Here is a 17,211-nt window from a genome sequence, read left to right as displayed (position 1 = left end):
AGTAAAACGTATTGCGCCGCGTCAGTTCAGGTAAGGGGACCAGGACGGTTCTCTGACTTCGCCTTGAGCGGTAGGAAGCGGGAGCCTCACGCGTCCATTAATGGACACGAGCATCAAGACTCCCCGGCCCTGCTGGCGGGTGGCGTAGATTACCATGGTGCCGTTGGGCGCAACAGTAGGTGACTCGTCCAGAGTGCTATCAGTGAGGATTTTTACGCTACCGCGCTGCAAATCCTGGGCCGCCACCTTGAAATTGGTGAAACCGTCCTGGCGATGAATCATCACCAGAGTCTTTTCGTCCGCCGAAAGTTTAGGGTTGGCGTTGTAGTTACCGACGAACGTCACGCGCTCGGCACCACCGCCACCGGCGCTGGTCTTGTAGATCTGCGGCTTGCCGCCACGGTCCGAGGTGAAGTAGATAGTCGAGCCATCCTTGCCCCAGAACGGTTCGGTGTTGATGCCCGGGCCGTTGGTCACGCGGGAGATCGAGCGTGAAGCCAGGTTCATCACGTAGATGTCCGGATTGCCATCCTTGGACAGCACGAACGCCAGCCGCGTACCGTCGGGCGACCAGGCAGGCGCGCCGTTCAGGCCTTCGAAGTTGGTGATCTGCTCGCGGCGACCGGTGTCGATGTGTTGGACGAAAATGCGCGGGCGCTTCTGTTCGAACGACACATAGGCGATGCGCTTGCCATCTGGGGCGAAACGCGGCGACAGGATCGGCTCGCGCGATTGCAGCAGGGTCACCGCGCGGGCGCCGTCATAGTCGGAGCGCTGCAGGGTGTAGCGGGTATTTTTCTCGGAGAAGCGTTCGGCGGTCACGTAGAGCATGCGGGTCGAGAACGCGCCCTTGATGCCGGTAAGTTTCTCGAACGACTGATCGGCGATGTAGTGGGACATGTCACGCAACTGGTCAACGCTGCCCGACACGCTGCCGGTCAGCACTTGCTGCTCGGTGGCGACGTTGAACAGGGCGTACTGCACCTGCAGGCGGCCACCGGCCGGAACGATGCTGCCGACCATGATGTACTGGGCGCCAAGAGCCTTCCAGTCGCGGTAGATGACTTCGCTGGCCTGGGTCGGCAGGCTGATCATGTTCTGCTTGGGAATCGGCGCGTAGTAGCCAGAGTTGCGCAGGTCGTTGCCGATGATTTCCGCCATGTCGTCCGGCAGGACGCTGCCGCCCTGCCAACCGAACGGAACGACGGCGATCGGGGTCGCACGGTCGCTGCCGCTGGTGACCAGGATGTTCTTTTCCTCTGCTACCGCTATCCCTGCCAGGCAGCAGATAACGACAAGCATTGATCGAAGAAGGTTTCTCACAAGGCTAGATCCTCAGGTGTGAATGTCATCTTGAACGAACGATAGGGAGCAAAATCGCTCGGCTTCATTCCTTGCATTTCCGTCAATCGCCCAATGTTCTTGACCGCCGCGACCGCCGAAGCGTCGAACGGACCATCGCCACTGGACTTGGCCACGCTGACCGAGGTAACCGTACCGTCGGGCAACATGCCGATTTGTAATACTACCGTCATGCCTTTGCGCGCCGAAGGAGGACGAGCCCAGCCTTCCGCCGCTCGGGCGCGAATCAGATCGTCGAAGCTGCCGGCGACTTCATCGCCCTGCTCGTCGGCCAAGGCCTGCTGACGCTCCGGCGTGTCGGAAAGCAAATCTGCCAGGGCCTGGGCCTTTTTCTCTTCGGCGGATTTACGCGCTGCGTCCTGGGCCTTCTTCTTGGCGGCGTCGGCGGCGGCTTTCTTCTTCGCGTCTTCGGCGACTTTCTTTTTCGCCTCTTCAGCTTCAGCTTTCTTCTTGGCGTCTTCGGCCGCTTTTTTCTTCGCGTCCTCGACAATCTTTTTCTTCGCTTCTTCAGCGGCCGCTTTCTTGGCCTCTTCTTCAGCGGCTTTCTTGGCTTCTTCTTCGGCTTTCTTCTTGGCTATATCAGCCAATTGTTTCTCTTCTGCCTTTTTCGCTTCGGCGGTTTTCTTCGCCTCGTCGGCTTTCTTGGCTTCGTCGGCCTTTTTGGCCTCGTCCGCTTTTTTCGCCTCATCGGCCTTCTTGGCTTCTTCGGCCTTTTGAGCAGCTTCCTCTTTCTTTTGTTCCGCTGCTCTCACCGCTTCCTGCTCGACCTTCTTCTGCTCCATCTGCTCGACTTCGGTCTGGCGCGCGGCGGACTTCTTCGCCTCGCCGGCAAGCTTCTGGTTGGTCTGCGTGGTGGCCTGGCTTTTCGATTTGAGCTGGTACAGGGTCGCCTGCACGATCGGCTTGGCCGGCGGCAGCTCCGGTGTCATGGCAAAACTGACGAACAGCATGCCGAATACCAGCACATGCAGGCCGATTGCCAGGACACTAGGCCAGAAGTAGCTTTCCGAGGCGGACGGCTCTCGCTGTTGCTGCATCAGGGCGCCTCGGTGATCAAGCCAACATTACCGACCCCGGCTTTCTGCAGGCCGCCCATGGCGCCCATCACGGCACCGTAGTCGACGGTCTTGTCGCCGCGAATGAAGACCTGGGTGCGCTTGCCGTTGCTGTTGCCGGCATTGATGATCTTGGTCACCGCATCGGTCATCTGCGGCAGGGTCATGGCCCGGTCCTGCTGCTTCTCGGTGTCGACTTCGCTGCCAAGGTTCCAGTAATAGGTCTTGTCGGCCTTGATCGAAATGGTCAGGACCTGGGTGTTGTTGTCCTGCGGCAAGGCTTCGCTGGAAACCTTGGGCAGATCGACCTTCACGCCCTGATTGAGCATCGGCGCGGTCACCATGAAGATGACCAGCAGCACCAACATCACGTCGATGTAGGGCACCACGTTCATCTCGGCAACCGGCTTGCGCTTGTTTCGGGCTCGAGCGATTAAAGCCATCGGGAAATACCTGCTTATTCTTCGCTGGTGTGCACTTTGCGGTGCAGGATCGCCTGGAATTCATCGGCGAAGGTGTAGTAACGGCTGGTCAGCGTTTCGCTGCGAGCCGCGAAGCGGTTGTAGGCGATCACGGCCGGAATCGCCGCGAACAGGCCGATGGCGGTGGCGATCAGCGCCTCGGCGATACCCGGGGCTACGGTGGCCAGCGTCGCCTGCTGGGCGGAAGCCAAGCCACGGAACGAGTTCATGATCCCCCACACGGTACCGAACAGGCCGATGTACGGGCTGACCGAACCGACGGTAGCCAGGTACGGCAGGCCCTGTTCGAGTTTTTCTTCCTCGCGGGATATGGCGACGCGCATGGCGCGGGCCACACCTTCCATCACCGCTTCAGGGTCTACGCCCGGCTGCTGGCGCAGACGGGAGAATTCCTTGAAGCCGGCACGGAAGATCTGCTCGACGCCGGAATCCGGGTCCGGATTGCTGCCGGCCTGGCGATAGAGTTTGGACAGGTCGATGCCGGACCAGAAGCGCTCTTCGAAGCTCTCCAGGGCACGGCGACCGGCACGCAGCATGTTGCTGCGCTGAAAAATCATGATCCATGAGGTCACCGATGCGGCTACCAGGATCAGCATTACCAGTTGCACCACGACGCTGGCATTGCTGACCAGGCTCCACATGGAGGAATGGTCGACGACGTTAGCTTCCACGCTTTATCTCCTGCTCTGAGTGTGTACCCGCGCCGCTCACGCCGGCAAAGGCCGCGCGTAAAGCTTCGGGAATGGCCCGGGGTTTCAAACTATGGGTGCGCACACAGGCCACCAAAAACTGCCCTTCGCAGAGCAGCACATTATCCGCAGCCCGCCTGACCTGCTGTTTGAAGCGCAGGCTGACGCGGTTCAATTCGATGACATCGGCAGTCACCACCAGCTCGTCGTCCAGTCGCGCCGGCGCGTGGTAGCGCGCTTCGCTGGAATGCACGACGAATAACAGGTCCTCCCCTGCCAGCGCGGATTGGGCAAAACCCAGTTCCCGCAGCCGTTCGGTTCGAGCCCGTTCCATAAACTTGAGGTAATTGACGTAGTAAACGATGCCGCCGGCATCGGTGTCCTCGTAATAAACGCGACAGCGATGTGCGAACGACTCAAGCCCGTTTTGCGCGCGCATACTCTAGTGCTTACTCCTCGGGTTGCCAATCCGGCCAGGCAACTGTTTTTTCATTCTTGAACGCATTGACGCTCCAGGCGTGGTCTGGGACAGCACGAAGCGGAAAAAAGTCGGGATACAGAGTGGGCTCAATCGTCCACCGCATCGAGAAATTCGTCTACCACCGGCATCTCACCCATTCGTGTCGGGATGTTTAAGCCGAAGTGCAGATAAGCATGACGGGTCACCACGCGTCCGCGGGGCGTGCGCATGATATAGCCCTGCTGGATCAGGTACGGTTCCAGCACGTCCTCGATGGTGTGGCGCTCTTCGCTGATGGCGGCCGCCAGGCTGTCCACGCCCACCGGGCCACCGTCGAATTTCTCGATCATGGTCAGCAGCAGGCGCCGGTCCTGGTGGTCGAAGCCGCGCTCGTCGATGTCCAGCAGGTTCAAGGCCAGGTCGGCGATCGGCTTGGTAATGTGCCCCTTGGCCCGCACTTCGGCAAAGTCGCGGACCCGACGCAGGAGGCGGTTGGCGATCCGCGGCGTCCCCCGCGCCCGACGAGCGATCTCATAGGCGCCGTCAGGGTCCAGGGGCAGCCCGAGGATGCCCGCCGAGCGGCTGACAATCGTCGCCAGGTCGGCGTTGTTGTAGAACTCCAGGCGCTGGACGATACCGAACCGGTCGCGCAGCGGGTTGGTCAACATCCCGGCGCGGGTGGTGGCGCCCACCAGGGTAAAGGGTGGCAGGTCCAGCTTGATGGAGCGCGCCGCCGGCCCTTCGCCGATCATGATGTCGAGCTGGAAATCCTCCATGGCCGGGTACAACACTTCCTCGACGATCGGCGACAGCCGATGGATTTCGTCGATGAACAGCACATCATGCGGCTCAAGATTGGTCAGCAGCGCCGCCAGGTCGCCCGGCCGTTCGAGAACCGGGCCGGACGTGCTCTTGATCGACACGCCCATTTCCTGGGCAATGATGTTGGCCAGGGTGGTCTTGCCCAGGCCCGGCGGCCCGAAGATAAGTGTATGGTCCAGCGACTCGCTGCGCCCGCGGGCCGCCTGGATGAACAGCTCCATCTGCTCGCGCACGGTCGGCTGGCCAATGTAATCGGCGAGGCTGACGGGACGAATCGCACGGTCCTGGATTTCCTCGCGGTCACGGGGCGCGCCCGTGGCGGCGATCAGACGATCGGCTTCAATCACTTAAATCATTCCCTTCAGGGCGCGGCGAATCATGTCTTCGGTACTCAAGCCTTTTTCCTTGATCGCGGAGATCGCCTTGCTGGCTTCCTGCGGCTTGTAGCCCAGGGAAATCAGCGCGGTGACCGCATCGTTTTCAGCGCTGACCGCCGGCATCGGCGCATCCGGCTGGTTCGGCACCAGGGCGAACATTGCCGGCACCGTTTCCCAGGCCTTGAAGCGATCCTTGAGCTCGACCAACAGGCGCTCGGCGGTTTTCTTGCCGACTCCCGGCACCTTGGTCAGCGCCGAGGTGTCCTGGGACTGCACGCAACGAATCAGTTCATCGACTTCCAGGCTGGACATCAAGGCCAGCGCCAGCTTCGGGCCGACGCCATTGAGCCGGATCAGCTCGCGAAAGAAATCCCGCTCGCGCTTGGTGAAGAAACCATAGAGTAACTGGGCATCTTCACGCACGACCAGATGAGTGTGCAGCGTCAGCGGCTCACCGACCGACGGCAAGCGATACAGGGTGGTCATGGGCACTTCCAGCTCATAACCGAGGCCGTTTACATCCAGAATCAGGTGCGGCGGCTGTTTTTCAGCCAGGGTGCCGCGCAAGCGTCCAATCACGTTTCAGATCCTTGGGCGTTGGCCAGCCCGCTGGCTGGCGAATAACAGCCCAGGCAGGAAGGCCGACGACACAGGCGCAACTTGCATGGGCTGATGAATGAATGCGCTGATGCTATCAGAGACGCAGGCGCCCGCCACGACTGCGTGCGCTTCCCAGACCATGAGGCAGCAGGCTGGAACGGGTATGCGCATGGCAAATGGCGATGGCCAGGGCGTCGGAGGCGTCGATCTGCGGCTTGCTGACCAGTTTCAACAGGTGCATCACCATCATCTGCACCTGTTCCTTGTTTGCCGCGCCGGTGCCTACCACGGCCTGCTTGACCTGGGTCGCGGTGTATTCGGCGATCTCCAGGTTTTCCTCGGCGCCGGCCACAATGGCCGCGCCGCGGGCCTGCCCCAGCTTCAGGGCGGAATCGGCGTTGCGGGCCATGAAGACCTTTTCGATGCCCATGGTCACCGGGCCGTAGGTCTGGATGACTTCGCGCACGCCGCGATAAACGATCTGCAAGCGCTCGTGCAACTCGCCCGCACCGGTGCGGATACAGCCGGAAGCAACGTACACGCAGCCACGCCCGGTATCGCGAACCACGCCGTAGCCGGTGATGCGCGAACCGGGGTCGATACCAAGGATTAAAGTCATAACGCCTGCGGCTTGAAGGAGGTTACCTGGAACGGTGGGAGCGAGCCTGCTCGCGAAGAGGCCGTCATATCCGACATCAAGGTCGGCCGACACAGCGCATTCGCGAGCGGGCTCGCTCCCACCCTGGCACTCATGCTATTGGATAAAAACCATCAGCCCAGTTGCTCAGCCACCGACTCCGGAATATCGGCGTTGGAATAAACGTTCTGCACATCGTCCAGGTCTTCAAGCATGTCGATCAGCTTGAGCACCTTCTCGGCGCCTTCCAGGTCGAGTTCGGCACTGGTGGTCGGCTGCATGACGATTTCCGCGTCGACCGGTTTGAAACCGGCAGCTTCAAGGGCATTACGCACGGCATAGAAGCTGGCGAACGAGGTGAACACGTCGAACGAACCGTCTTCGTGGCTGACCACGTCATCGGCATCGGCTTCCAGCGCCGCTTCGGTCAGCGCATCTTCATCGATGCCTGGCGCGAAGCTGATCTGCCCCTTGCGCTCGAACAGATAAGCCACCGAACCGTCGGTCCCCAGGTTGCCACCGCATTTGCTGAACGCATGGCGCACGGCCGCAGCGGTGCGGTTGCGGTTGTCGGTCATGCACTCGACCATGACCGCCACGCCGCCCGGGCCGTAGCCTTCATAGGTCAGCTCCTCGACGTTGTCGGCCTCGGTGGCGCCCGCGCCACGGGCAATGGCCCGGTCGATGATGTCGCGGCTCATGTTTGCGCCCAGCGCCTTGTCCAGCGCGAGGCGCAAGCGCGGATTGGAACCCGGATCGCCGCCACCCTGGCGGGCCGCGACCGTCAGCTCACGGATCCACTTGGTAAAGATCTTGCCCCTCTTGGCATCCTGACGTTCTTTGCGGTGCTTGATGTTCGCCCACTTGGAATGACCTGCCATAACTCGCTCCGGTTTTTCTTTGAAACATTGCCCGCCCCGCTTGCGCGGCAGCCAGCAATCGGAAATATCGACCCCAATGAAAAGGCGCATCCGAAGATGCGCCCTCAGGTGCCGGCCTTACTCAGCCTTTGGCTGTTCGCGCAAACGGATATGCAACTCGCGCAGCGCCTTGGCATCCACCACGCCCGGAGCCTGGGTCATGACATCGGCCGCGCTCTGGGTTTTCGGGAATGCGATCACTTCGCGGATCGACTGGGCGCCGGTCATCAGCATCACCAGGCGATCCAGGCCGAAGGCCAGGCCACCGTGGGGCGGCGCACCGTACTTCAAAGCGTCCAGCAGGAAGCCGAACTTCTCTTCCTGCTCGGCTTCGCTGATACCCAGCAGACGGAACACTGCCTGTTGCATTTCCTTGCGATGGATACGGATCGAACCGCCGCCCAGCTCGGTGCCGTTGAGGACCATGTCGTAGGCACGGGACAATGCGCCGGCCGGGTTGGCCTCCAACTCTTCAGGCGAGCACTTCGGCGCGGTGAACGGGTGGTGCAAGGCAGAGAAGCTGCCGTCGTCGTTTTCCTCGAACATCGGGAAGTCGACGACCCACATCGGCGCCCACTCGCAACTCAGCAGTTTCAGGTCGTGACCCAGCTTGATGCGCAGCGCGCCCAGGGCTTCGCTGACGATCTTGGCTTTGTCGGCGCCAAAGAACACGATGTCGCCATCGACCGCGCCCACGCGATCGAGGATCACGTTGAGGTTGGCTTCCGGGATGTTCTTGACGATCGGCGACTGCAGGCCGTCGATACCGGCGGCGCGCTCGTTGACCTTGATGTACGCCAGGCCCTTGGCACCGTAGATGCCGACGAACTTGGTGTAATCGTCGATCTGCTTGCGCGGCATGCTGGCGCCGCCTGGAACACGCAGGGCGGCGATACGGCATTTCGGATCGTTGGCCGGACCACTGAAGACCTTGAATTCGACTTCCTTGAGCTGGTCCGCGACGTCCACCAATTCCAGCGGGTTGCGCAGGTCAGGCTTGTCGGAACCGTAGCGACGCATGGCCTCTTCGAAGGTCATGTGCGGGAATTCGCCGAACTCAAGACCCAGCACTTCCCGGAACAGGTTGCGGATCATGCCCTCGGTCAGGCCCATGATGTCTTTTTCGTCGAGGAAGCTGGTCTCGATGTCGATCTGGGTGAATTCAGGCTGCCGGTCGGCACGCAGGTCTTCATCGCGGAAGCACTTGGCAATCTGGTAGTAGCGGTCGAACCCGGCCACCATCAGCAACTGCTTGAACAATTGTGGCGATTGCGGCAAGGCGAAGAAACTGCCGGGGTGGGTACGGCTCGGCACCAGGTAGTCGCGGGCGCCTTCCGGCGTGGCACGGGTCAGGATCGGCGTCTCGACGTCGAGGAAGCCGTTCTCGTCCAGGTAGTGACGGATGCTGGTGGTCATGCGCGAACGCAGGCGCAGCTTCTCGGCCATTTCCGGGCGACGCAGGTCGATGAAACGATAGCGCAGGCGGGTTTCCTCGCCTACGTCGGAATATTCGTTGAGTGGGAACGGCGGGGTTTCCGCTTCGTTCAGCACTTCCAGCTCGTAGCCCAGCACTTCGATCATGCCGGACGCCATGTTGGCGTTGCCGGCGCCGGCCGGACGCAGGCGCACCTTGCCGGTGATCTTGACCACGTATTCGCTGCGTACGCGGTCGGCGGTGGCGAAGGTTTCCGCGCGGTCGGGGTCGAACACTACCTGGGCCAGGCCTTCACGATCACGGATATCGAGGAAAATCACCCCGCCATGGTCACGGCGACGATGAACCCATCCGCAAAGAGTAACTTCCTGACCTTCCAGGCTTTCGTTCAGTTGGCCGCAATAATGGCTGCGCATCATGGTAGTGGTTTCACTTCTCGTAATTCGAAATTCGGTTGGAGGCCCTGCCGTGCAAGAACCCGCGCGTGTTCAACTCAGTCAGCCTTGTCGCCACCGGCCAGGTTCTTCTTGGCACCGGTCTTGAAGTCGGTTTCATACCAGCCGGTGCCGCCGAGGCGGAAACCTGGCATGGACAGCATCTTTTTCAGCTCCGGCGCCTGGCAGGCAGGGCAATCGACCAGCGGTGCCGCGCTGATTTTTTGAATGGCTTCCATCTGATGACCACAGGAAGCACATTGATAGTCGTACATCGGCATGGGGGTTGTCTCGGCAATCAGGTTATTCACGCAAAACCCGGGCTTTGCGGCAAAGAGCGGGATTATATCCATTAAATGCGGCCTGTGCAGCCGTAAGACCGCACAGGCGGTGAGAGGGCTAGGCCTCGCGATGATCGGTGCCCATATCCTTCAGGCTGTGCACCACGCAGACAACACGCACCAGCCCGCTGAAATTGCGCACGCCGCCGTGACGCAACTGCACCTCCCGATCCACATGGGAGAGCAAGGTACTGACGGAGCAACTGTTGAGCTGGGCCATATCGCCGAGAATATCCCAATAGACTTGCTCAAGGCGTAAACAGGTGGCGAACCCGTTAAGCCGGATGGAGCGGGCCAGGGGCCGGGCCAGTTGCATATCGAACCCACTGACGAACGGGTCGATGCTGACGGACTTGAGGCGCCCGCCTGCACCGCCCCTGGGTGCTTTTCCTTGAATCATACCGTTGACACTCCTTTGCCATACGAGCCTCAGTCAGGCCAAGCGGCCTGTGGCTCTATGGAAGCTCAACTCGAGCGCAAGCTCCAGATGACTTTTTGCCCATCAGCGTAGGAGATGACAACAGTAGCCCGAGGACGAATGACTCCGTCCTACCCCGGACCGCAGGCGATGATGCCAATGGCGGCACCATCACCCAATTGCGGATTACCGCTCGTCCAGCAGCGAACGCAGCATCCAGGCGGTTTTTTCATGAACCTGCATGCGCTGGGTCAGCAGGTCGGCGGTCGGCTCGTCGCTGACCTTGTCCAATAAAGGAAAGATGCCTCGGGCCGTACGTGTCACCGCCTCCTGGCCTTCGACCAGTTGCCGGATCATGTCCTCGGCGCCAGGCACGCCTTCCTCCTCCTTGATGGAAGACAGGCGCGCATACACCGAGTAGGCACCCGGCGCCGGAAAGCCCAGGGCACGGATCCGCTCGGCGATCAGGTCCACCGCCAGCGCCAGCTCGTTGTACTGCTCCTCGAACATCAAGTGCAGGGTCCGGAACATCGGCCCGGTGACGTTCCAATGGAAATTATGGGTCTTGAGGTAAAGCACGTAGGTGTCCGACAACAGGCGCGAAAGCCCGTCGACGATGGACTTGCGATCTTCTTCGCTGATACCGATATCAATTGCCATGTGTTTGATCTCCTGACGGTGATGAATTCGACAGCGGCCATTGCACCCTAGCGGGTGTCGCCATCTGTAGCCTGCGACTAATCGCCAGCCCTCCTGAACCGACAAGCCGGGATGGCGGAGGGTTCCGGCGCAGCGGAAAATTCAAGCTCCTTTGCCGACCATCTTCAAGCGCCCCGCCGGCGCTTTTCGGCCGACGAACAGCGTGTCACGGGCCCGTAACGAGTTTGAGAAGGCCGGGGCTTTGCTGTTAAATAGGCAGTGTGTCGCTACGCCTATTTTTCCGGGCGTCGCGCATAGGCTGATTCGGGTACGTGTTCCTACGCCTCTCATTGTTCTGAAGCGAACCGCCCCCGACCAGCTCTTCCTTGTGATCTGTCTTAACCGTGAGCCAATCAAAATGTTGAAAATCGTCCACTTGCTAATGGGCGCAGCTGCTCTGCTGCTGTCCTTCATCCCTAGCCTGGGTTCCGAAGCCACACCTTACCTGCAACATCCCGACGCGCTGTACCTGGCCTTTTTCGGCCTGCTCAACCTGACCCTGGCACCCGTCATCCCTTACTGGAACAAAGGTCCACGTCATCAACTGCAAAACCTTGTCAGCGCCCTGCTGGTGCTGGCCGTCGCCCTGCAAACACTGACCCTGCTGGCGCCCATGCCGGAAATCGGCGGCCAACCCGCCATTCTTTCCAGCCTGGCCGCCGCGTTGCTCGCTGTGTTGCTGCACCTGGCCGTCAGCTTCTACAAGAAGTCGTCGCCGGCCGCCGCGCCGCAGAACTACGACATGTCCAACCGTGATACCGGTACCGTGAAGTGGTTCAACACCTCCAAGGGGTTCGGCTTCATCTCCCGCGACTCCGGCGATGACATTTTTGTGCATTTCCGGGCCATTCGTGGCGAAGGCCATCGCGTCCTGGTCGAAGGCCAGCGCGTGGAGTTTTCCGTCATGCACCGTGACAAAGGCTTGCAGGCCGAAGATGTGATCGCCGCGCTGCCGCGCCGCTGATCCAGGCGTAAAAAAACCGCGATGCAGCCAGGCTGCTCGCGGTTTTTTATTGCCTGCCGTTCGGCCCCGGTCAGTAATGCGGTGGCGGCGCTTCTTCTTCAAAGGATTCGAACTGGCCGGCCATTTCCTCCTGACGCTTGAGCAACGCCGCCATCTGCAGCTGCAGACGTTCGACAACTCGCTGCTGCTCCACCAGCACGTCGTTTAATGCCTGGATGGTATCGTCCTGAAACGCCAGGCGGCTTTCAAGGTCGGTTACACGCTCTTCAAGGTTCATGGTTCAGCCCTCCAGGAACTTGAAATCATCGGTCAGGACCGCTCGCAAGCGTTCACGAATGACGCTGACCTGCTCGGCATCATAAGGCTGTGCCGGATGCTTGCCCCACACCGGCGCAGGCCATGCGGCATCCTCTCGCTTGCGCACGATCACATGCATGTGCAATTGACTGACAACGTTACCCAAGGTTGCAACATTCAATTTGTCGGCATCGAACGAGTCCTTGAGGGTTTCAGCCAGTGCCGTGGTTTCTTTCCACAACTGTTGTTGATCGGCGTCATCCAATTGAAACAATTCACTGATATTTTCCCGGCGCGGCACGAGAATGAACCACGGGTAATTGGAATCATTGGACAACAGCAAACGGCACAGCGGGAAATCGCCGATAGGCAATGTGTCTTGTTGCAGTCGTGGATCTAGGGCAAACACCGCGCGTACTCCTCGCTCATTGATCGATTGCGATCGAGCTGGCAGCCCGCAGGCCCGCCCGAGCACAGGAGGCCAGCATACCTGTGAATGCCGGAACGTTCACTGCGCACCGTCTTTGCGCACCAATACCGCGCACCGGTACTTTAACGGCGCACCTTGAGCTGAGCAGACACAAGCCCTGTGCGGTTTTCGTACAGCTGGAAGATTTTTTGCACCAAAACAGCACAATGCGTCTACGCTCTGTGCACGAAGCATCCGCGTTTTACCCACCGAAGGGGTGAACCGGTAACGTTTTTGGTTGTCCGGCGCGGTTTACCCGCTTCAAACATGGCAGCTGCCCAGCAGTCAACCCCATTTAAAACAAGGCCTTTGGAGCCCGGTTTCATGAGGTTTCACCGCAACCGCAGCTAAAATGTGAAAAAAATGTAAAAGAAAACCGGATTTGTGCATGCTTGTTGCATTCATCCCAACATCGTCTACAGGGTATCGCCGGAAGCGAAACCTGCAGGCTCGAAAATTAAAGTGGCAAGGCTGCCCTCAGGAGCATCAAGCGTAGCAACCAGGGACTCTTTACACCGATGGCGAACCCAATAGAACAACTCTGAAGTTGTCAGTTCGGACGCCTCGGTTCAGCTGAAATGCGACATGGATCGAGCCATTGGCGACATGGTCGTAAAGAAGCTGAAAGGTTGAATGGGCAAGTGTCGCCAAAGAATGTCGGCGTGATATAAGTTTGCGCCGACACAAAAAGAAAGAGCCGCCCAGATAAAAAAACAGGTGGGACGGCAGTACTCTTAAAACCAAAGGAGCAAATCACGATGCGCGTGATGAAGTGGAGCATGATCGCACTGGCCGTTGCTGCAGCAGCCAGTACTCAAATGGCTACGGCCGCACCTTTCGTAAGTGACCAGTCTGAAGCCAAAGGCTTTGTTGAAGACGCCAAGTTCGATTTGCTGCTGCGCAACTATTACTTCAACCGTGATAGGAAAGATGGCGCTACCGATCAGAAAGACTGGACCCAAGGCATCTGGGGCAACCTCAGCTCCGGCTACACCCAAGGCACAGTAGGCGTCGGCGTAGATGCATTCGGCTACCTGGCTTTGAAACTGGACGGCGGTGACGGCACTGGCGGCACCGGCAACATGAGCCGCGACGCCGATGGCGAAGTCAACGACAGCCAGGGCAAAGCCGGCGCAGCCATCAAGTTCCGCGTCTCCAAGACCGAGCTGAAAATCGGCGACATGCAGCCAAGCACCGCTCCAGTGTTTGCGGTTGGCGGCTCCCGTGTCCTGCCTCAGACTGCCAGCGGTTTCCAACTGCAGAGCAGCGAAGTCAAAGACCTTGACCTCGAAGCCGGTCACTTCTACTCGGGTACCAGCCAGGACCGTAACGCACGTGATGGCGGCCTGTGGGCTACCTACGCTGGCGTGGAAGCCAGCTCGATCGACTACGCAGGCGGCAAATATGCCATCAGCGAAAACCTGAGCGCATCGGTCTACGGCGCCCAGCTGGAAGATATCTGGAACCAGTACTACGGCAACCTGAACTACACCATCCCAATGGGTGGCGATCAGTCGCTGAATCTGGACGGTAACATCTACCGTACCTCCGACACTGGCAGCGCCAAGGCCGGTGACATCAGCAACACCACCTTCTCCCTGGCTGCGGCGTTCTCGTTCCTGAAAGCGCACACCGTTACTGTTGCCTTCCAGAAGGTCAACGGCGACACCCCGTTCGACTACATCGGTGTAGGTACCAACAACCGTGGTGGCGACTCGATCTTCCTCGCCAACTCCATCCAATACTCCGACTTCAACGCGCCTAACGAGAAATCTGCCCAGATCCGTTACGACATCAAGATGGCTGAGTACGGTGTTCCTGGTCTGAGCTTCATGACCCGTTACGTCAAAGGTTGGGACATCGACGGTACCAACACTCCTGCAGGCAGCCCTTACGCTGGTCTGTACGGTGAAGACGGCAAGCACAACGAAACCAACTTCGAAGCCAAGTACGTTGTTCAGTCTGGCCCGGCAAAAGATCTTTCCTTCCGTGTTCGTCAAGCCTGGCACTACGCTAACGCTGACGAAGGTGAAGGCGACATCAAAGAGTTCCGCCTGATCGTCGACTACCCGATTTCGGTTCTGTAATTGCCGAAAGTCAGTTTGCGGTAATCAAAAAAAGGCCCATCTTCGGATGGGCCTTTTTTATTGCGCTGAAGCTTGACCGGAAAATCAAATCGGTCAGACCGATGCAGATTCCTGAACCACTCGGATCACACGCTGTGGAAACGGAATATCGATACCGGCATCTTTCAAGCGGTCACGCGCCTGTTCATTGAGCATGAACATCACGTTCCAGTAGTCCGCCGTCTTCACCCAGATGCGCAGCGAAACAGTGATCGAGCTGTCGCCCAAGGTGGAGATCACCGCCTCAGGTGCAGGATCGGTCAACACCCGTTCATCCTTGGCCAACTCCAGTAACACTTCCCGGGCCTTTTGCAGGTCAGCCTGGTAATCCACGCCCACGTCGAACACCACTTTGCGGGTCGGCTGGCGATTGGTGTTGGTAATGATGCCGTTCGACAGATTGCCGTTGGGCACGATGACCGTCTTGTTGTCACCGGTACGCAGGACCGTGTGGAAGATCTGGATGCTGTCGACCGTTCCGGCTACGCCTTGGGCCTCGATCCAGTCACCGATGCGAAACGGACGAAAGAGCAGGATCAGCACGCCGCCGGCGAAGTTCGCCAGGCTGCCTTGCAAGGCCAGGCCAATCGCCAGGCCTGCCGCACCGATGGCCGCGACGAAGGACGTGGTTTCCACACCAATCATCGAGGCGACGCTGACGATCAGCAGGATCTTCAGAATGATGTTTGCCAGGGTACTGATAAAGCCTTGCAGCGCGAGGTCGGCGTTACGCAGGGCCAGCAGCGCCCCGAGCTTCTGGGTGACCTTGTTGATCAGCCACCAGCCGATGGCCAGGGTGACAATTGCCAGCAACACGCGGCTGCCGTACTCCATGATCATCGGTATCCAGGCCTGGGAGGCCTTGACCAGGTGGTCTACTTCAGCGTTCAAGTCCATCTAATTCTCCTTTGTTCCTGTTGCACGCGGTTGTGGCTAGGGGGCTTGCTCCCGCTTGGGGGCGCAGCACCCACCAAAGGGGCCGCTACGCAGCCCAGCGGGAGCAAGCTCCCTCGCCACAGTGGTTCCCTATAACCGAGGGGTCAATCGCGGAAGTTGTTGAACTGCAGCGGCATGCCGAATTCCTTGCCCCGCAGCGCGGCGATGGCTTCTTGCAGGTCGTCACGTTTCTTGCCAGTGACACGCACCTGCTCGCCCTGGATGGCGGCCTGGACCTTGAGCTTGGCGTCCTTGATATGAGCGACGATTTTCTTGGCCAGTTCCTTGTCGATGCCTTCCTTGAGCACGGCTTCCTGCTTCATCAGCTTGCCGGAGGCGTAGGCATCCTTGACCTCAAGGCATTGCACGTCGATCTTGCGCTTGACCAGCGCCAGCTTGAGGATCTCGATCATCGCCTCGAGCTGGAAATCGGCCTCGGCGGTCAGGTTGACGGTCAGGTCCTTTTCCTTGAACTCGAAACTGCCCTTGCCCTTGAGGTCATACCGACGGTCGAGTTCCTTGACGGCGTTTTCAACGGCGTTGGTGACTTCGTGCTTGTCCAGTTCGGATACCACGTCGAATGACGGCATGTAGTGTTCTCCAAATAAAAAGGCGCGCTCATGACAAAGGCGCGCACTTGGCTTGTGGTTGAAATCGGGCTCATTATAACGGGTCTTTTCCCGTCGTTACCGCGAGCGCCTCAGATGCCTGCGCCAAACCGAGTAAAAAACTGATGTCCACCACCTGGCACGTCCTGGGCGCCGGCAGCCTCGGCACCTTGTGGGCGACGCGCCTGGCCCGGGCCGGCCTGCCGGTGCGGCTGGTGTTGCGCAATGAACAGCGGCTGCAGGCTTACCGGGAGGCCGGAGGGTTGACGCTGGTGGAACAAGGCCAGGCGCAGTGTTACCCGGTGCCAGGCGAAACCGCGCAGGGCCTCGAACCGATAAAACGCTTGCTGCTGGCCTGCAAGGCTTATGACGCGGAGGCGGCTGTGGCTTCGGTCGCCCATCGCCTGGATGGCGAGAGCGAACTGATCCTGCTGCAGAACGGCCTCGGCAGCCAGGACGCCGTGGCGAACCGCGTCCCCCAGGCCCGCTGTATCAGCGCCTCCAGCACCGAAGGCGCGTTTCGCGACGGTGACTGGCGCGTGGTGTTCGCCGGCCACGGCTACACCTGGCTGGGCGACCCCGCCCAGCCGGTGGCGCCGGTCTGGCTGGATGACCTGGGCATGGCCGGCATTCCCCACCAGTGGAGCGCCGACATCCTCACCCGCCTGTGGCGCAAACTGGCGCTCAACTGCGCAATCAACCCACTGACGGTACTGCATCAATGCAAGAACGGTGGCTTGCAGGAACACCGCTGCGAAGTGGCAACCCTTTGTGCGGAGCTCGCCGATCTGCTCGAACGCTGCGGCCAGCCGGCGGCGGCCGAGGATTTACAGTCGGAGGTGGAACGGGTGATCCAGGCCACAGCCGCCAACTATTCCTCCATGTACCAGGACGTTGCCAACCGGCGACGTACCGAAATCGGCTATCTGCTCGGCCATGCCTGCGCCGTCGCGCGGCGCCATGACGTGGCGGTGCCGCATCTTGAACAGATGCGCCAGCGCCTGATTGCCCACTTGGACAACCTCGGATTGCCCAGCGACTGAGCAGCGGCTACGCTGGCCCTCGTGTTCCCTTTCAGCG

20 protein-coding genes are annotated in these 17,211 nt (G+C 59.9%); 3 read left to right on the top strand and 17 right to left on the bottom strand.

All coding sequences use genetic code 11. The annotated features are described in order from the left end of the window. Positions 1 to 21: 21 nt before the first annotated feature. The 13 genes from tolB to J3P86_RS05565 form a co-directional block, all read right to left on the bottom strand. Positions 22 to 1,323 carry a Tol-Pal system beta propeller repeat protein TolB gene (tolB, locus tag J3P86_RS05625; RefSeq protein ID WP_370870988.1) on the bottom strand — a complete coding sequence of 434 codons (1,302 nt, stop codon included), beginning with the start codon at positions 1,321 to 1,323 and terminating at the stop codon, positions 22 to 24. Further along, complete coding sequence (gene tolA, locus J3P86_RS05620; RefSeq protein ID WP_186611664.1) at positions 1,320 to 2,399, bottom strand: cell envelope integrity protein TolA; 1,080 nt, start codon at positions 2,397 to 2,399, stop codon at positions 1,320 to 1,322. The genes tolB and tolA overlap by 4 nt, the downstream gene beginning before the upstream one ends. Then, a complete protein-coding gene (tolR, locus tag J3P86_RS05615) occupies positions 2,399 to 2,851 on the bottom strand; it encodes a protein TolR (protein ID WP_162254906.1) in 453 nt (150 codons plus the stop codon). The genes tolA and tolR overlap by 1 nt, the downstream gene beginning before the upstream one ends. A gap of 23 nt (positions 2,852 to 2,874) precedes the next feature. After that, positions 2,875 to 3,570, bottom strand: coding sequence for a protein TolQ (tolQ, locus tag J3P86_RS05610; protein ID WP_305496399.1), 696 nt, complete (start codon positions 3,568 to 3,570; stop codon positions 2,875 to 2,877). Then, positions 3,560 to 4,027: a tol-pal system-associated acyl-CoA thioesterase gene (gene ybgC, locus J3P86_RS05605; RefSeq protein ID WP_030140799.1), complete on the bottom strand. Its 468-nt coding sequence runs from the start codon at positions 4,025 to 4,027 to the stop codon at positions 3,560 to 3,562. Before ybgC ends, tolQ begins: the two co-directional genes overlap by 11 nt. Before the next feature lie 128 nt (positions 4,028 to 4,155). Continuing rightward, the gene (gene ruvB / locus J3P86_RS05600; protein WP_003178599.1) at positions 4,156 to 5,217 is read right to left on the bottom strand and encodes a Holliday junction branch migration DNA helicase RuvB; all 1,062 of its coding nucleotides are present in this window, start codon (positions 5,215 to 5,217) and stop codon (positions 4,156 to 4,158) included. Beyond that, a complete protein-coding gene (ruvA, locus tag J3P86_RS05595; RefSeq protein WP_434699618.1) occupies positions 5,218 to 5,826 on the bottom strand; it encodes a Holliday junction branch migration protein RuvA in 609 nt (202 codons plus the stop codon). Positions 5,827 to 5,941: 115 nt separating this feature from the next. Then, complete coding sequence (gene ruvC, locus J3P86_RS05590) at positions 5,942 to 6,466, bottom strand: crossover junction endodeoxyribonuclease RuvC (protein WP_305496403.1); 525 nt, start codon at positions 6,464 to 6,466, stop codon at positions 5,942 to 5,944. Positions 6,467 to 6,618: 152 nt separating this feature from the next. Next, the gene (locus J3P86_RS05585; RefSeq protein ID WP_305496404.1) at positions 6,619 to 7,365 is read right to left on the bottom strand and encodes a YebC/PmpR family DNA-binding transcriptional regulator; all 747 of its coding nucleotides are present in this window, start codon (positions 7,363 to 7,365) and stop codon (positions 6,619 to 6,621) included. Between the two features lie 117 nt (positions 7,366 to 7,482). Then, the gene (gene aspS, locus J3P86_RS05580; protein ID WP_434699616.1) at positions 7,483 to 9,258 is read right to left on the bottom strand and encodes an aspartate--tRNA ligase; all 1,776 of its coding nucleotides are present in this window, start codon (positions 9,256 to 9,258) and stop codon (positions 7,483 to 7,485) included. Positions 9,259 to 9,332: 74 nt separating this feature from the next. Beyond that, positions 9,333 to 9,554: an FmdB family zinc ribbon protein gene (locus tag J3P86_RS05575; protein WP_003178589.1), complete on the bottom strand. Its 222-nt coding sequence runs from the start codon at positions 9,552 to 9,554 to the stop codon at positions 9,333 to 9,335. 118 nt (positions 9,555 to 9,672) lie between these two features. After that, a complete protein-coding gene (locus tag J3P86_RS05570) occupies positions 9,673 to 10,014 on the bottom strand; it encodes a ribbon-helix-helix domain-containing protein (RefSeq protein ID WP_434602954.1) in 342 nt (113 codons plus the stop codon). 204 nt (positions 10,015 to 10,218) lie between these two features. Further along, on the bottom strand, positions 10,219 to 10,692 hold the full coding sequence (locus J3P86_RS05565) for a Dps family protein (RefSeq protein WP_305496408.1): 474 nt from the start codon (positions 10,690 to 10,692) through the stop codon (positions 10,219 to 10,221). Between the two features lie 397 nt (positions 10,693 to 11,089). On the opposite strand from J3P86_RS05565, the gene J3P86_RS05560 reads away from it, so the two are divergent. Beyond that, complete coding sequence (locus J3P86_RS05560; RefSeq protein ID WP_186611670.1) at positions 11,090 to 11,695, top strand: cold-shock protein; 606 nt, start codon at positions 11,090 to 11,092, stop codon at positions 11,693 to 11,695. Between the two features lie 70 nt (positions 11,696 to 11,765). Here J3P86_RS05560 and J3P86_RS05555 read toward each other — a convergent pair whose 3' ends face one another. Both J3P86_RS05555 and J3P86_RS05550 read right to left on the bottom strand, forming a co-directional pair. Beyond that, the gene (locus tag J3P86_RS05555; protein ID WP_217861372.1) at positions 11,766 to 11,972 is read right to left on the bottom strand and encodes a SlyX family protein; all 207 of its coding nucleotides are present in this window, start codon (positions 11,970 to 11,972) and stop codon (positions 11,766 to 11,768) included. A 3-nt stretch (positions 11,973 to 11,975) separates the two neighbouring features. Continuing rightward, positions 11,976 to 12,401: an HIT family protein gene (locus tag J3P86_RS05550; protein WP_434569631.1), complete on the bottom strand. Its 426-nt coding sequence runs from the start codon at positions 12,399 to 12,401 to the stop codon at positions 11,976 to 11,978. Between the two features lie 818 nt (positions 12,402 to 13,219). Here J3P86_RS05550 and J3P86_RS05545 point away from each other — a divergent pair. Next, on the top strand, positions 13,220 to 14,548 hold the full coding sequence (locus J3P86_RS05545) for an OprD family porin (RefSeq protein WP_434625745.1): 1,329 nt from the start codon (positions 13,220 to 13,222) through the stop codon (positions 14,546 to 14,548). Between the two features lie 93 nt (positions 14,549 to 14,641). Here the strand turns inward: J3P86_RS05545 and J3P86_RS05540 are convergent, their stop codons facing one another. Then, entirely contained in the window at positions 14,642 to 15,484 is an 843-nt protein-coding gene (locus tag J3P86_RS05540; RefSeq protein ID WP_434569633.1) for a mechanosensitive ion channel family protein, read from the bottom strand. 143 nt (positions 15,485 to 15,627) lie between these two features. Continuing rightward, complete coding sequence (locus J3P86_RS05535) at positions 15,628 to 16,113, bottom strand: YajQ family cyclic di-GMP-binding protein (protein ID WP_003205057.1); 486 nt, start codon at positions 16,111 to 16,113, stop codon at positions 15,628 to 15,630. Positions 16,114 to 16,256: 143 nt separating this feature from the next. On the opposite strand from J3P86_RS05535, the gene J3P86_RS05530 reads away from it, so the two are divergent. Then, positions 16,257 to 17,174 carry a putative 2-dehydropantoate 2-reductase gene (locus tag J3P86_RS05530; protein ID WP_434625747.1) on the top strand — a complete coding sequence of 306 codons (918 nt, stop codon included), beginning with the start codon at positions 16,257 to 16,259 and terminating at the stop codon, positions 17,172 to 17,174. Positions 17,175 to 17,211 lie beyond the last annotated feature (37 nt).

Source organism: Pseudomonas sp. D1-1 (genome assembly GCF_051132225.1).
In the GTDB taxonomy this organism is placed as follows: Bacteria; Pseudomonadota; Gammaproteobacteria; order Pseudomonadales; family Pseudomonadaceae; genus Aquipseudomonas.
Note: the sequence above shows the minus strand (reverse complement) of the source record. Positions and strands in the feature narration are given on the sequence as shown.